The sequence below is a fragment of the Roseovarius sp. TE539 genome, from assembly GCF_003298505.1.
Lineage (GTDB): Bacteria > Pseudomonadota > Alphaproteobacteria > Rhodobacterales > Rhodobacteraceae > Roseovarius.
Genome location: NZ_QNGB01000028.1, coordinates 30,312 through 45,790, shown reverse-complemented (window position 1 = coordinate 45,790; position 15,479 = coordinate 30,312). Strand labels below are relative to the sequence as shown.

Below are 15,479 nucleotides of genomic sequence, written 5' to 3'. Positions count from 1 at the left end.
AGAAGGTAAATCCCCCCGATCTTGCGGTGCAGAAAGAGGGTTTCCGCCGGCGGTACATGGGTCAGATCACGCTCCGCTCCCAGCGCCATGCCGATATCACGCAGGCGCTCCGGAAGATCGGCGGTGCTGAAATCGAACGGGTCGGATCGGCGCAGCGGGGCCATGGCCGTCTCGAACATCGTTTGAATGATGGCCTGGTGCCGGGGGGCGGTTTGCGCGTTGAAGTACCCTGTCCGCTCCATCGCCGCACGCGTCTCTGCCGGGTCGTTTTCGAGCCCGGCATTCAGCAACCGGCGGAAATCCCGGGCCAGATCCGGCCGGATCTCCATGACCGCACCGAAGTCCAGCAAGACAACCGCATTGCGATCCGGGCAATACCCGTAATTGGCCAGGTTCGGGTCTGTCTGCATCAGCCTGAAAACAAACAACTCCTTCAGCACCAAGTCGATCAGGTGCCGAACGAAACCGTCGCGCCGATCCCGGGATGCGTTCATGAGCGCGTCCATCGGCTGGCTTCGGACAAACGACATCGCCAGTATTCTCGGAGTGCTCAGGTCCGGATGCAGGTCCGTCAGGCGGAAAGCCGAGGTTTCTGACAGAAGGCTGCGGAAACTGTTCAGGTTGCGTGCCTCTGCAGCATAATCGGCTTCCTGATGGAGCTGTTGTCTGGCCTTTTCAAGGAGCGGTGCCAGATCGGTGCCGCGGGGCACCACCCCGGGAACGCGCAACAGCATCCCCAGATTGTTGATGTCGCTGTCGATGCTGGCGCGCACGCCCGGATATTGCACCTTGATCGCCATCTCGTGACCGTCACGCGACTGCGCGCGATGCACCTGACCGATGGAGGCGGACGCGAACGGGCGCACATCGAAACGGTTGAACTCCCGGCGCCATCCCTTGCCCCATTCCTGGTCGAGCACGGTTCGCAATTGCGTGGGTGGCATGTGCGGCGCGTCGGACTGCAGAGCCGACAGTATGGACGTCATTTCAGGTGGCAGGATTATTCCGGCATCCATCGAAAGCATCTGGCCCAGCTTCATGGCGGCGCCGCGCATCCGTCCAAGATCCCGGGTGACGCGATGTGCCGTGCCTGGCGTCAGGAGGGTCTGCTGCAGGTTTGGCCGCGTGCCCCGGGCCACCTGCCGCACGCCTTGCGACACCGCACCGCCCAGAATGCCCGAGGTCATGCCGCCGATGCGCAACAACCGCCCGAGACCGCCCGCCGGTACCGGAAATTCCCTGTCGGACCCGTCGTCGCGCATTCCATCCCTCTCTTGACTTCAACCCATGCGGTCTTGTTCACAAGGGCTTTGGAGAGGATCAAGAATGCCTCAAACCCTGCCGCCTTTCCTCGGACACGATATGGAGCGCTTGTGCGGAATGTCATCTGCAGTATCCGTTTGATGAGTGGCGGACATGCACGGGTTGTCGCGTGGGCGCGTTGATGGACGGCAGTGGCGTTTATCAGGCCAGCCCGATAAAACGGAACAGGGCGACCAAGGCGGAGATGGCCGAGCGCGCTGCGTTCTTGATCGACTATGCAGAACGGCGCGGGCCGGTGACGGTTCGACAAGAGTTCTGCGCAGCAACCGTGGCCGGGCTGATCGAGAAATCGGAGAGCGGCTATAACAAGGTGCAAGCCCGGGTGCTGAAACTCCGACGCGAAGGCAAAATGCCGTATTGCGTCATTGCCGATGCGACCCGCTACATGCGCAAGCCGCGGATCTTCGACGGGGTCGAGGATGCGCTTCAAAGCACCGCACGGCTTTATCGCAAGGCTTTATGGTCCGACGCTCCAGAAGAGGTTGAAATCTGGATCGAGAAATCGGCGCTGGCCGGTGTCATCTACCCGGTGACGTCAAAATATGATGTGCCGCTCATGCCGACGGGCGGTTACACGTCCGAGACATTCGCGCACGAGGCCGTCGAGGTTCTGGGCGTGATCGCGGCGATGACGCCCTGGAACTCGCCGCTGCTGCTGCTGTCCTTCAAGCTGGCGCCGGCCCTGGCGGCGGGAAACACCTTCGTCGTCAAGCCATCCGAATTCACGTCCACGTCCACCCTTCGTTTTGCGGAACTGGTGGCCGAGGCGGGTTTTCCGCCCGGAGTGTCCAATGTGGTCACCGGCTACGGGGCCGAGGCCGGCGCGGCCTTGGTCCACCATCCTGACGTGGCCAAGGTAACCTTCACGGGCGGTGTCGATACCGGCAAGCGGGCCTATCAGGACGCCGCGAAGCAGATGAAGCCTTGCACGCTGGAACTGGGCGGCAAATCGCCCAATATCGTGTTCGGGGACGCGGATCTCGACAATGCCGTCAAAGGGGCCGTGGCCGGCAGGCGCACATGCGCCACCTTCACCGTCGTGGTCACGCCATCAATCAGAACAACCTCATGGCTCCAGTCGAACTGATAGGCTTCGCCCGGATCGAAGCTGAGCGGCACATAGGCCGCCGCCGAGGCTTCCTGCGTCGCCTTCGACCAACGCGCCGCATACCGCCGCACCGCATCGTAGCTGCCGTCATAGCCGCGGTTGCGAAGCTTTTCGTAAATCCGGACCAGGGTCAGCCGTTGGCGTTTGGGTTGCCGGGCGTTCTCGGCCAACATCTCATCCAGGTCGGACCGCCACGGGTCAATCTTGGGGCGAGGTTGGCTGGTTCGATCATAACTGAACTCGGTCGCGCCGGTCCGGATCACCTTGCGCACCGTGTTCCGCGATACCCGCAGCTCACGACAAACCTGCTTGATCGACTTCCCCTGGATAAAATGTGCCCGCCTGATCTTCGCAATTGTCTCCACAACCAACATCCCCGACTCGACCCCCTCAATCCGTCGAGGAAGCTTCTGAACAGAAATATCAGGAGGATCACTTTTGGACGCCGATTATCCCAATACTGGGGTCAATTTTGCATGCCGGTTCACACCCGTGCTGGCCGTCGACGCACCGATGAAACCGCGTGTGAACATCGCAGCCGCGCCAGTCGCGCCCGCGCAAGGGGCAGACCGGATACTGACCGCCAAGCCGCCACGGGAGTGTCTTGTCACCGCCTCCCAAGGCTGCGGAGGCTTCCGGTCGCGCACTCTAGGTTTTCGAAATTTCGCCTTGTAAAACTCCGGTTTGCCCGGCTATACGCGTCGGCGGAGACGTGGCCGAGCGGTCGAAGGCGCTCCCCTGCTAAGGCCGCGCACTCTTTGGGTAAGTCGCTGAAAAACAGCGACTTTTCCCCTCCCTTAATCCGGGATTCCCAAATTCTTCCCCTCATGGTTTGAAGTTCCAACCATGGGCGCGAAGCCGATCCGCGAGATCCCCGGGGATGCGTTTGCGGTATCGTCCTGCCATGCGGCCATCCCTCCAGCCGCCCCGTTGGATCAGGGCATGTTCCGAAGCAACCTGCGAGGCAAAGGCTGTCGCCCACGTATGTCTGAGTGAATAAAACACGACCGGCTCGGGATTTTCCTTGTCCGGGGTCAGTCCCGCAGCGTCACAGAGCTTGCGAAACTGGCGGATCGCGGTGCTCCCGCGCTTTCCGTCTGGAATGATTTCGCGCCCTGTGGTGCTCAGAAAAACCCGCCCTTCGGAAGGAAGATCTCCGATCAGTTGCCAAGCGCGGTCAGGCAGACGCACCATGCGCTGGCGGTACTTGGTCTTACCGGCCCCCACATGTTCGCCGCTGATCCAGATCTCGCCGGTCGCCCGATTGACATCGCTCGCCATGATGCAGAACATCTCTCCCGGTGTTACGCCTGAGCCGAGCCCTAATGCAATCATCTTCAACAAGCGTCGGTCAGGGTCCCTGACGCCGGACGGCGGATTTTTAGCCACGTAGATAAGCCGTTCAGCTTCCTCCGGGGTCAAGTAGCGCTCACGTACATTGTCGATCTGAGGTTCTGCCCTCAGGCCCTGCGCATTTCTTATCACTGCCAGCAATGGTGTTTTGATCTGCCGCCTTCTGGTCTGTGGTTGTACATCTGAGTTCGCGAGTTCAACGCCACATCGCTTGATCTCAAGGTAATCAATCTCGTCGATCTTTATGTGCGGCCCGTAATGACCGACGATCTTTTCAAGCTCGGTTTCGTGAACTCCGAACTCCGCAAGGTAGAGCTCTGCCGCGTCCTTGAGTGTCGGTGCGTCCGAGAGGGCCCGCGCCCAGGCGGCATCGTGCACAGCTTTTGCAATGCCTTCAGCTATTTTAATCGACGCTTTATCACAGACGTTTGTCGACTGACGGTACCTTTGCCCCTCGACGTAAAAGTCATAGCAGTACGACCCGCCATACCAGAACGGGTACCAGCAAGGTTCCCCTTTGATCTTTCGTGGTTGTTTGGGCTTTCGCATTTCATGGCATTCCTTAAATTGGAAATGTGTTTCTTGTAGAAGACGGGCTTTCGGCCTCGCCACTCACAGACCTCAAGCCAACCTGAATATGTCCTTCTGATAATTTGGAAATAGCGCTCGGATACTCCGAGATGCGCTGCAGCCTCTTTCAAAGAGAGAGGGCGTTCCGAAAGATCGTAGTCTTCAGTGTCGGTTTTGCGGACCATTCCTGGACTGTCCTGTTGCTGTGCCTTCCATGCGGTCCGAATGACCGCTGCCACTCGACGGGTTTGCGCCAGTTTGGACACGAGCCGCCGGGGGCCCTTTCCAAAAGCGTGACCAATTTCTGGATGTCAACAAAGAGTACTTGGGGGCGTATTCAGGCGAATATTTGACCAAAGCAGTCGGAAATAGACCTATAGGGCTATCTGATAGCCCTATAGGTCTATCATGTTGTTTCTTTTGTATTTTCTACTGACATGATTAGCTTCTGTCATTTTATGGCGGGAAATTCCCGACCCATTTGGCTGTCTTGGAAAAAGTTGCGGACGCAAAATTCCCGACCCTCCCAAGTTCTGACTTCTCACATTGGAAACTTCCAGAAATGTGACGCCTCGCCGGATACGCTGATGTGTTTTTCCCTACCGAAATTCCCGAAACAGAATGCCAAAGATTTTTCCGGAAAAATTCCTTCGTGACGTCGGGAATTGGCCAATTTCCCTTCCGCCAAGAAGATGAAGGAAGACGATCTTGAGAAGAGAAAATCCATGGATGCCGACCTGGTCATCCGAGAAAAAAGACTGGGTGATTGATTTTCGTGTGGACGGGAAAAGGATCAGAAGATGTCTCGGGATTCGGGACAGGACTTTGCGATCCGCGGCCGTGAAGAAAGCGCAGGACATCTATAAGGACGCATGGAAGAACGCGGGAAACTCCCAAGCGGAAAAAGACGTCACGACCTTCAAGGAAGCCGCTGAGCTTTACATCCAGCAAGGTGGAGAGGAACGGTTCCTGCCGAAGATCGTGAAACACTTCGGTCCGCACATCCGCGTCGATGAAATTTCCCATCTCGACATCGCACGAGCTGCTCGCGCCATCTATCCGGATGCGAAGCCGGAAACGGTCCGTCGACAGCTTCGCGTTCCGATCAAGGCCGTCCAGAATTTTGCCGCCGGCAACAGGCGGGAGAAGATTCCGGATACACGCCGCACGCGCTGGTTAACCCCCGAGGAAGCCGAGAGATTACTGGTCGCCGCGGCAAACCCGCAGGCCATCGGACTGCGCGACCCCAATTTCGAGACGTTGCGCAAGATCGCATTCATGCTGGGGAGCGGTGCCGGTCCGGGTGAGACCATGGCCGCCCTCGGGGAAAACTGGAATCCCGCCACGCGAGAATGGTGGCTGGAAGGGACCAAGACGGTCTTTCGCGCACGCTACGTCCTTCTGCCAACACGCGCCGTCGAATTGATCGGGAAAATCCCGGACAGTGGACCAGCGTTTCCCGCCCCGGACGGGCAGCCGTACACGTTCCAGAAAAACCGGGGTGGACAGATGGCCGCCGCCTTCAACAAGGTTCGTGATGCCGCCGGACTCGGAAACGACGTCACACCCTATGTTCTCAGGCACACACGACACTCCTGGATGTACGCGATGACAAAAGACTGGGGCGACCTGCTGGACCAAGGGGGCTGGAACCGGTCGGACACCGCCAACCGTTACCGCAAGATCACGCCGGATGACCTCGGTCATCGGCTGCTCGAACATGGATGGGATTTCCGGAGAAATCCCGGATTGCCCGTGCGCTTCGGAGAGAAGGTGTCTCTGCGATTTTCCCCCGGCTCTTCCTGAAATGTCCCGACCCCGCTGGGAAGTTTTCCGGGTGGGTGGCGGCGGGAATTTTCGCGGTCGTCACATCAGCCATACGCTCTCGTGTGATGGTTTCCCGGCGAAGAAAACGCCGCCGGAAAAGTATGGGATTTTCCCACCAAGTCGCTTCTTTTTTTCCGCCTTTGAGGCCGCAGAGTTCAATCGATGAAGGCCCGCGCTGAATGCCAAAGACAATCGAGGCTTAAACTGCAGTATGCGTCAGAATGTCGCGTACAAGAGTCATCTGCAGAACCGACACGGCTGTCGCCGAAAGCCCTTTGGGGAGCTCCGGAGTGATCATGATTCGCACTTGCGCTCGCCGGTTTGGAGCAGAAAAGACGAGTTGAGGGCGTTCCCGTCTGATGCCGAGACGCAGCATTGCCGTACATTGCGACTGCATGAGTTCAGGCCCGAGCATGAGGCTCTCAACAGGGGCACCTTTGGGCCGAAAGCGTCGAGCCGGGACTTCGAAGACGTCGACGCATGGCGGCAGTTCATCGCGTAGGTGGTCGCGCTTCACAACGCGCGTCATTGCGACAAGGTTGGGATGGAAAGGTCGCACCTCAAGCAGCTGCCTCGCCTGCGCTGCTGCGATTACGACGAGGTTGGTGTGCGCGTCACGTCTCCGGGCTGGTGCGTCTTGCGCAAGGTCTTCGGCCTCAGGCGCCTCGAACTTCATGAACCCGCTTATCCATGAGAAAATCATGTGAAAATGTAGTTCCTGAGGCACATCAGGGGATCTCTTCGAGGTATCGCCGGAGGTGTTTGCGGCCGAGGTTGTGGTAGACACCTACCGAGGCCTGCTGCAACTGGGCAATCACCGCCGGCAAGGAGGAAAATATGACAACGGTCGAACAGGAAATCTGTAACCTGATCTACGAGCAAGCTCCCGAATTTGGCGGACGTCCGAAAAAAGGCAATGGCGCAGGTGCGAACGCTGATCCGATGGAGGCTGAAGGAGATCTCCCCGGTCCCTCCGAAGAAACGCTTGCCCAAGCAATTGAGCGGCAGGAACGCAATGCCCACTTTGCCCTCGACCGCTTCGGCTTCGGCTCCATGTTCTGGCCCACCCTTCAGGATATGGCCGACCGCTACGACGGGCTGGGCACCCGCGAGCGGGTGCGACAGATCCTCGACAAGCTGGTTTTCCAGCGCATCGAGAACGATCAGCGGCCCGTCGCCCGGCAAATCGCGCAGCTCGTGCAGGCGCGTGCCTTCTGGGCGGAAGACGAGCTCCTCGAAGCCCTTAATGATGCTGGCCTCGTCGACAGCCTCGACTACTTCCAAGGTCTTCTCGAATACCTCCAACACCAAGACCTCTTGGCGGACTGGAAGGTCGTGAAACCCGACATGGCCGCGGTGACCCGCAAGACCTACCACGAGCACGGTCAGTGTTTCGTCGTCAGTCCGGAGCGAAAGAGCCACCTCAAGCGAACGATCAAACGCGCCCGCAAGATCGTCGGCCTAAATGGCCTGTGCCAGTTGTCGCACCTCGCCGTCGACCCGGAAACGAGCGCCGAGATCCTTGCGCTTCTCAAGGCCCATAACGACGCCTGGGTCACGTTTTCGAAAGGGGCCTTCTGGTATACCTTCGACGATCGCCACAGCACCCTCGTCAGCCACGCGCAGAAGATCTTCACCCTGGTCGATCATGTCGATCTCGAGGATCTCGCCACCCTGCTGCAGAACTCACTCTTCCATCGAAGCTCGAGGTTCAAGGAATACCCAGATGCCGAGATCGTGCGAGAGTGGATCGTCCGTTCGGACCGGTTTCGGTCGGATGGCAACGTCGTCTCGTTCCGCGGCGAAGCCACGGGTTTTTCCGACATCGAAGAGGACCTGATCAGCCTCCTTCGCGGTCAGGGCCCCACGGAAACAACACAGATTCGCAGAAAGCTCGAGGCGCGCGGGCATGGAACGGCGCTGCTCTCGAAGATCGTCTATTACTCACCGCTGGTCTATGTTGATCGCTCGCGCGGACGGAAGAACTTCCTCATCACTCTGGTCACCGACCTGCCCGGACAGCAGAGCACCGTCCCGGACGACTACTTCGCCTTCAAGGTGCGTCTCGACGCCCTCGCATCCACCGACAAGGATACGACTGGCACCGCACGCAAGGAACAGCGCATCCTGTCGGAATGGATCTTCCGAGATTCCACCCATATCCGGTGTGCAATCTGTGATCGGGAATTCGCACGCGGCTCCATCATCACCGCTCACAAAAAGAAGCGCGCCCACTGCACGGACACAGAGCGCCGCGATCCGAATATCGTGTTTCCGCTCTGTATCTTTGGATGCGACCACCTGTATGAGCGGGGCTTCATCCGGGTTGTCGAGGGTCATGTGACCGCCGGCCGCGCCCCGACGGGGCAGACCGAATACGACATCGTCCAAAAGCTCGTCGGACATCTGGTCGACGCGCGCTGGCGCGCCGGGCCGCCAGACTACTTCGACATGCGACCCGACGAGACCCACGACGACACGGTATGATTGCCGGTAAAATCCAGCATCCTGCGGTCCAAGGTTGAGGAGCAGTGCAATCAACCGGCGGATTTTAGGTTATGATTTGAAAGACCACACTGGATCTGAGACGAGGGCCGCAGCCCACCAGGGCTGCTGGGGAAGTTGTTGGAGCCCACCGAGAGCGAGGCCATGTCAGGTTTCAAGGGCAGCATACCGCCGCGGGCCTGCCCCGCGCCGGCCCGTGACATGGCACCGAAAGCAGAGCAGACGCTCACATCGTCATGCGATGTCAAATCTCAGCCGGGTTGCCCCGGTGCCGATCTCCTTGAAAAGACCCCGCCCGGCGGCGCTCAGAGGGTTCGGTAGCTCCATCACACGCCATCGCGAGGGATCGAACACGAAGGGAACATAAAGAATGCGGTATTTCCGATTGCCGTCAGAAGAACATTCGGCCGCTACGCGCATTTCGTTCTGCGAGAACTCAAACTCGAATGCATCGTCCAAGTTGGATTTTACCTCATAGCGCCATTCGACCTCTGCAGTATGGATGCGGAAATCATAGCCAAGGGTGTCGTCTCCCTCCCAGTCGATTTCGAGCAGGCTTCGGTTCTCTGAGACCCAGCAGCGGTCGTCATACCGTTTCTTGTGCTTTGCCTGCAGGAAGCGGCTGGCGAGATACTCGCTGGCGAAGCCCATGGCGGATCGGACGTCTTCGGTGACCCGGGTTGTCCTGCGACGACCGCCGACCTTGCCACCGCCGGTGGCTTTGCGCCGATCGCCTTCCGCCTGTTCCGCCAGGGTGAAGCGGCGACGTGAGCGGTTCAGCCAGTCGCTGTCGGACATGCAGCCATTGGCGAGGTCGACGAGCGACTTCGCAAAATCCTCTCTTCGCGTGTCCAGAAAGGTTCCCGCAAAGCTGATCGACCGCTTTTCCTTCTCCTGGCGTTCCTGGCGCCTGCGCTCGCGCTCGCGTTGGCCGTCAAGGTCGTCGGGTTTGAGCCCCAGCGCATCAGGGTCGACGGTGTGGGCCATGCCGCTCGGCCAAACGCCTGCCCGGTCCAGCACCGCGATCTCCGCGCCTTCCTCGACCGGGGTGAAGTCCAGCAGACCTTGTCGGCTCACTTCCTTAACCACGCTCAGAGGGCCACCCTTCCAAGGGGAGGGAGCCTCATTCTGGAAACACCATGCGCCGACAATACCGGCATTCGTTTCGACGAAGCGCTGCAACGTCTTTGTCGACGACTTGCGCACCTTTTCGAGCGGCTCCAGCTCCTTCTCGCGATCCGGACCGAGGCGTTGGTCGAGGATGGTATCGAACAGGGCGCTTACGTCCGCCTTGGCGAGATGTTCGCGGTCCAGGACCCAATCCTCCTGGAACTCGAGGAAGTCCAAATCACGCATCGATACGTAGCCGTCGAGCGATCGTCCGGCTTCGAAGTCGGACCAGAAGTGCCGCCGGATCCGGTCGAGTGCCTTGCCCGACAATTCTCTCTTCCAAGTGTCGAACAGGCGCCTGAGTTCGTCCGCGTTGGTCAGCACGGGGCGGCCGAGCGACGCCAGCATCCGATTGAGCTCACCGAAGTCGAGGTCGAGTCTCCGGCGCACGTCCGCCAGGTCAGGTTTCCCGAGTTCGTCGACCAGCTCTTCAGGGGTGCAGGGAATACGGTCACGGATGCTCTCCAACGACTCCACGACTTCGGAGCGAGACGGTGAATTGCCCAATATTTCGGAGAGGTTTTGGGCTGCCGCGAGATCGGTGATGCAAGCTACGATCGGGACAAAGCGTTCCATGATGAGCGTCTGGTCCGCCGTCATCGCGTGAGCATGATCTTGTACGAAGCTGACCTTGCACCCCAAGGCCCGGGCGAGATCCTCATCGCTCGGGCGCTGACTTGGATCCGATGTCGGACGACGTGTGGCGAGGCGAAGCATGAGGGTCTCGAACGAACGCAGGCGTCCGTCAAGGAGTGTAGAAAGCGTAGGAGCAGCTTCCGCCAGAACCGACCAGGACAGATCCTCCCAGCCGCCCACGACCAACGTGGGATGGTTTTCGTCAGGTAGAGCGTAGAAGCGCAGAGGCTCCTCCACGGCGATGCCCCCGACTGATAGCCTTATGCTCCTGCACCGGCGCAGTCGGACGCGCCGCAACCTCTCCGCCACCGTGTCACCGACGATCTGACGTTCGAACCCTTGGCCCAAAACCTCGTTCGACAGAACGGCTGCCTCGGCAAGCCATTCGAACCCACCAGCCACCAGAAGCGGGTCCGAGTTCGAGACGACCAGCGGAGCATCGTCGACCAGGACGCCCACCTGCGCTGCGTCGACCGGAAGGGTGTCAAAACCACCGCACTCGCGAAGTTTCGCGATCACTGAAGCGACAAACTCCGAGTCGGAATCCTTCTCCGAAAGCTCCAGGACCGCCTCTCCTGCTGCGAGAACCGCCTTGGTTTCCGGCAGGGAGGAGTCGCCGGCCACGAACACGCGCGGCGGAGCCTTGGGGTCTCCTTGAAGGACAGTGTTTCCGTTTGCAGTGACGACGAAGAGGCCAAGGTTGGCAGGAACGTCCGATTCGTTCGAGCAGATCTTTTCCCATACTTGCTGATAGGTCTTGCGAAAAGCCACCCGCTCCCGAGGCTGGAGCTTTGACGCATTCTTCGCCATAGCGGCCAGTTTGTAGGGTGCATGCTCCGGAGCGGACCAGTCGCGCAGTCCCAACATTGGCGAAAAAAGGACGGTAGAGAGGCTCTCGTTCTTTTCCACCATTTCGACCAACCTGTCCCTCGGCCGATCCACGTAGCGCGGTGGACGACTCCGCCCGTCGCTGCTCGCCCAGAGCTCGTCAGGACGGAGAAAACGCTCGTCGTCTCCGTCGACCGGAATCCATCGCGCCTTTGCCATGAACGCCGCAGCAGGTGTGAAGAGCTCGGTCTCGTTCCGGTCCGTTCCCGATCGCTCGTATCGGCCGAGGCGCCACTTCGCCCAACGAGTGTTGTCCTGCGCAGCTTGCGCCATCGCCAGCTCGGCCAGCCGACGCCGGGCTTCGGGCGGCATCCTGCTGTGCTCGATTTGCCCTGGAAACCGCCACAGCTCACCTTGTCGCGTATAGTCCGTGTAGGGGTTGGGTAGGTCGATCTCGGCATTCGCCGCGACCCAGTGCGCATTGCGTCCCGCCTTGTCATGACGGATCTCGAGGAAGGCGCTCCAAGTGTCGGCGGGAGTTCCGCCGTTCGGTGCGGTCTGATCGACCAGGAGGGGCAGGCCGTCTTCAACGCCGGCGACCTTCAGGAAGTCCACCCAGTCCTTCTTCGACGAGGTCGACTTCGGGATCCAGGCGGCCTCGGAACACAGAAGCATTCGGGCGGCCGCTTCGCAGTCCGGCGACACTGCCGACGCCTCTGTGAGGTAGGTCGTGACATTCCGTCCCTGGGGGGTCCAACCTTCCGAGAAGCGCGCCTCGCTGGCTGGCTTCCATCCGCCAGCCGTCTCGACGTGAAGATCGGCCTTGGCCAGGACCTTGTCGGCTCTGGAGCCTTCCGCTCGCCAGACTTCGAACGCCCACTTGAGCGCAGCCTCCCGCCGCTTCGGAGCGGGCCTGTCACCGAACGTCTTGGAAATCTCCGCCAGCACTTCCAAGGCGTCGTATCGTTTCACCAGGCCGGCCTTGGTGAAATCCCTCACGACCTCGGAGGACATTGGCACGGCGTCGTCTATGATTGAGAACTTGCTCGCCAACGCCTTCGGCGGAAGCGGAGCCCCCTCCGTCTTTCTGCCACGGCCGGTGACCTCGCGCACGAAGACCGGTGTCGCTGTCCCGGTCCCCATTGCAGCTTCGATGCCGCCGTCGCGCATTCGCAAGACCTTTTTGCCGCCAAGTTCAGCGAGTTCGTGGACCGACGGCAGCGCCTTGCAGCACTCCGCGTAGAAAGTTCCCCAAGTCCGGGCAGAGGAGCGGTCGTCAAAAAGCGAGGCAGCGACGGCCTCGAGCCATCCTGCCAAGTCCTCCGCGTTGGGCATGGCCCTGAGCGGGATCGTATCAAGCATGCCGCAAAGTCGTTCGAGCCGGCGTGCGCCGAGGCCCGGATCAGCGAGATCGGATATGCCGGCTTTGATGAGGCGCGACATGCGTAGCAGGCGGTAGCCCTTTTCGTTCCAGACGTAGGCGGCTTGAAGAGAACACCACCTGTCTTCCCGTCCGGCCTCGGGGACGACTTCGAGTTCTGACCAGTCGAGTCCCCGGTACTCGCAGACGCGAACGAGGCGCGTCATGTCTGCCGGGTCCCAGGCTGCCAGATCGAAGACGGCGTTCCGGACGTCTGGGTCGAAGATCGTCTTCAGTTCGAGCGCTGACCGCACGGCCGTGTCGGCGAGTTCGTCGAGAAGGAAGGCGTTGAGGGGAAGATCGAAGTTGGCGCGTCGCCGATCGATCGACGCGTAGAATGGGGCGTCGACATGCCCCGCAAGTGGCGACGCCATCTCGGCGGACATGGGTAGAAAGTTGTATATCCTGCCGGGTTCGGCTTCCGCGGCATTCAATGGGATCGCGACTGAGACCTTGGGGTCACCCTGCCAGTCGCGCCAGCGGGCGAGTTGCGGTTCGTTGGCGATACTCTCTTCAATGGCGTCTTCCAGCCGTTTGCGATTGACTGACTTGTGTGCCACCACGTAACGGCGGCGGCCGGGGCCGATCGACACTACCTCGTAGTGAATGTCCGAAGCCTCGACCGGCGCCGGCCTGCCCACGACCTTTCGAGTGAGCCTTTTCCGAGAGACGTGGCCACCTTCGTGTATTTCCACCGCAACCTTCTCGAGGCGTTCGAGAAACAACAGCAACGGGACTTCGGCCTGCGCCAGCGCGGCTGTCTGCGAGCGCGCCAAGGAGACTGCCGCCTGTCCCTCCAGCGGCAGGTGCACCACGGTGGCGAAACCATCTTTCGCGAAACTGGCGATGTCATCGGACTGCGTATCGATCGGCATCGCAGCGAGGTATCGCGGAAGGTCGCGAGCTACCTTGGCAGCCAACTCGGGCGATGTCACACGCTTCGCCGCTTGTTCGATCTCGTCACGTTGCGCGAAACGGAAGCAGAAACCATCAAACGCTTCCGAACGCTTGGCCTCTGCCTGTGAGTAGATCCTCACGTCGTCGGTTAGCGTTTCGACAGAACGAAAACCTAACCCCTTGTTTCCAATACCTTCCCCTACAGACTTGCTCGACAACCCGATGTTCCGGATCGCGTCAACGTTGCTCCAATCGAAGCCTTTGCCCGCGTTCGCGACATAGAGATCCGCACGATCATCGTTCTGCACGACAAGTTTAAGCAGGATGGAGCCGCGGTTTCCTTCGATGTGCGCGTCATGCGCATTCTGAAATAGCTCGAATAAGACGCGATCACCATATTCGCCGCTGATCGCATCTCCAACACCACGCAGGCTCTCGTATGGCCGGATACCTTCTTTCGCCGCCGCCGCGTGCTCCAACTGATCGGTGAGAAGAGTTTCAAGCCGCTCGGAAGGCGTCATTTCATCATGACCCGACTCTTTGGACAGGAACGAACTGGACCGCCCGATTGCTTGTGGTGCCAAGTCTTCACCCATTATTTTGAAAACTTTCCGGGTTTTCTTGAATTCATCCTATCTCACCAAATTTGGAAAGGTCGAGAAACGAGCTGAAAGCGTTAGAGCCAAGGCGGTCGATCTGTCGATGCTTGTAAGCTTGGCACCTCGACTTCGGAGCCGGCGGCAGCGTGCAAAAAGGCCAGAATGCTCTGCTCGGGCAAGTCGACCAGAATATACAGCGCGCGGACCATTAGTACCGCCCTCTTGCTGTTGCATGGTCATCATTGACAACGGGGTAATAGGGGCGTCCCCAGCCTTCGGCGGGGTTGTCCATCATCAGGTCGACAAAGACGGGAAGCAGAAAGCTCAGGATCTCCGCCCCATCCGTGACCTGGCCTCGGTTGACGCTGCCGTTCCAGGTGGCGCCGCCATGCATGATCTGGTTTCGCAGGACATAGAGCCGGTCAAAGACGCAGGTCAGCACGGCGGTCGTGTCGCGCCGCGTGACGGCATCACCGAAGAAACGGGCCGAATTTTGAAACCGGAGCTCCCAATCCTCGTGTCCAGCGATGCCGTTTTGGTGTGACCAGAACGGACTAAAGACATAGCGGTTCTGCATCAGCAGGCGGATCGGACCCGAGAACCGGGTCCAGATAGCGTTGTAGATGCGGTGATCCGCATCGAGGCGGATAAGGCGGGCAAAGAAGTCTTCAAAATCCTCCCGCGCGGTGCCAAATGACCGTCCGCCCAAATCGCTCTCGTCGGCATAGGCAGCGTTGAAGGCGATCCAGAGAAATATGAACCGGGCATCAGGGTCTTCGGATTCCCTCTCCGCCCGGCCGATCCAGGATATTGCGCGATGCACACGCAGGCCCATATACTGCTCGAAGCCCTCGCGAAGGGCGCGTTGTTTCGACTTCAGGTAGTCGAAAGACAGGTCTGGCATAGCTTCCTCCAATTCCACGGGTAACGTCGAAACATGTCAATCTGGCAATTTTGCGGATTATCCCTGTTTTCTCATGGCAGTATTCCGAAGTCGCGCCGACCCGGGTGAACGAGGTCACGCAGGCCGGCGGGTTCTCGATGCTGGAAAATGTCTCCTCGAGTGCGGCGGTCATTCTCTGTGCCGCGCGGCGCGTTACCTGGAACCGATCGTGTATTTCGTCCAGCGTGACACCTCCATGTCGTGCAGGCGCGATTTTGGCGAGTTCAATCAGATCCTGGGCTTTCGTGAATGACATCTTTGACCATGACCGTTTTTGAAGTTTACCTGAGTTATGCTGAA

The 15,479-nt window shown here is 59.7% G+C and carries 7 protein-coding genes and 2 pseudogenes; 3 read left to right on the top strand and 6 right to left on the bottom strand.

Annotated features, from left to right (window positions below; all coding sequences use genetic code 11):
* On the bottom strand, window positions 1-1,262 hold a 1,262-nt coding region (locus DQW77_RS14780; protein WP_147094985.1), incomplete at its 3' end, for an AarF/ABC1/UbiB kinase family protein.
* A gap of 182 nt (window positions 1,263-1,444) precedes the next feature.
* Here DQW77_RS14780 and DQW77_RS14775 point away from each other — a divergent pair.
* Window positions 1,445-2,410: an aldehyde dehydrogenase family protein gene (locus DQW77_RS14775; RefSeq protein WP_258523871.1), complete on the top strand. Its 966-nt coding sequence runs from the start codon at window positions 1,445-1,447 to the stop codon at window positions 2,408-2,410.
* Here DQW77_RS14775 and DQW77_RS14770 read toward each other — a convergent pair.
* Window positions 2,335-2,805 (bottom strand): annotated as a pseudogene (locus DQW77_RS14770) (IS21 family transposase); the annotation flags it as partial. The gene DQW77_RS14775 and the pseudogene DQW77_RS14770 sit on opposite strands and share 76 nt — an antisense overlap.
* A gap of 451 nt (window positions 2,806-3,256) precedes the next feature.
* The gene (locus DQW77_RS14765) at window positions 3,257-4,333 is read right to left on the bottom strand and encodes a tyrosine-type recombinase/integrase (RefSeq protein WP_113258997.1); all 1,077 of its coding nucleotides are present in this window, start codon (window positions 4,331-4,333) and stop codon (window positions 3,257-3,259) included.
* Window positions 4,334-5,179: 846 nt separating this feature from the next.
* On the opposite strand from DQW77_RS14765, the gene DQW77_RS14755 reads away from it, so the two are divergent.
* Together DQW77_RS14755 and DQW77_RS14745 are read left to right on the top strand one after the other, a co-directional pair.
* On the top strand, window positions 5,180-6,160 hold the full coding sequence (locus DQW77_RS14755) for a tyrosine-type recombinase/integrase (RefSeq protein WP_181711287.1): 981 nt from the start codon (window positions 5,180-5,182) through the stop codon (window positions 6,158-6,160).
* An 858-nt stretch (window positions 6,161-7,018) separates the two neighbouring features.
* Window positions 7,019-8,668 carry a hypothetical protein gene (locus DQW77_RS14745; RefSeq protein WP_113258993.1) on the top strand — a complete coding sequence of 550 codons (1,650 nt, stop codon included), beginning with the start codon at window positions 7,019-7,021 and terminating at the stop codon, window positions 8,666-8,668.
* Between the two features lie 125 nt (window positions 8,669-8,793).
* Here the strand turns inward: DQW77_RS14745 and DQW77_RS18600 are convergent.
* The 3 genes and pseudogenes from DQW77_RS18600 to DQW77_RS14730 form a co-directional block, all read right to left on the bottom strand.
* Window positions 8,794-8,883 (bottom strand): annotated as a pseudogene (locus DQW77_RS18600) (3-keto-5-aminohexanoate cleavage protein); the annotation flags it as partial.
* A 37-nt stretch (window positions 8,884-8,920) separates the two neighbouring features.
* Entirely contained in the window at window positions 8,921-14,233 is a 5,313-nt protein-coding gene (locus DQW77_RS14735; RefSeq protein WP_113258992.1) for a sacsin N-terminal ATP-binding-like domain-containing protein, read from the bottom strand.
* Between the two features lie 211 nt (window positions 14,234-14,444).
* Window positions 14,445-15,140: a HEPN domain-containing protein gene (locus DQW77_RS14730; RefSeq protein WP_220124970.1), complete on the bottom strand. Its 696-nt coding sequence runs from the start codon at window positions 15,138-15,140 to the stop codon at window positions 14,445-14,447.
* Between the last annotated feature and the right edge of the window lie 339 nt (window positions 15,141-15,479).

Excerpts from the sequence above, each read along its gene's own strand:
- DQW77_RS14735 (WP_113258992.1), bottom strand. The coding sequence starts at position 14,233 with ATGGGTGAAGACTTGGCACCACAAGCAATCGGGCGGTCCAGTTCGTTC.
- DQW77_RS14745 (WP_113258993.1), top strand. The coding sequence starts at position 7,019 with ATGACAACGGTCGAACAGGAAATCTGTAACCTGATCTACGAGCAAGCT.
- DQW77_RS14730 (WP_220124970.1), bottom strand. The coding sequence starts at position 15,140 with ATGCCAGACCTGTCTTTCGACTACCTGAAGTCGAAACAACGCGCCCTT.
- DQW77_RS14775 (WP_258523871.1), top strand. The coding sequence starts at position 1,445 with ATGGACGGCAGTGGCGTTTATCAGGCCAGCCCGATAAAACGGAACAGG.
- DQW77_RS14765 (WP_113258997.1), bottom strand. The coding sequence starts at position 4,333 with ATGCGAAAGCCCAAACAACCACGAAAGATCAAAGGGGAACCTTGCTGG.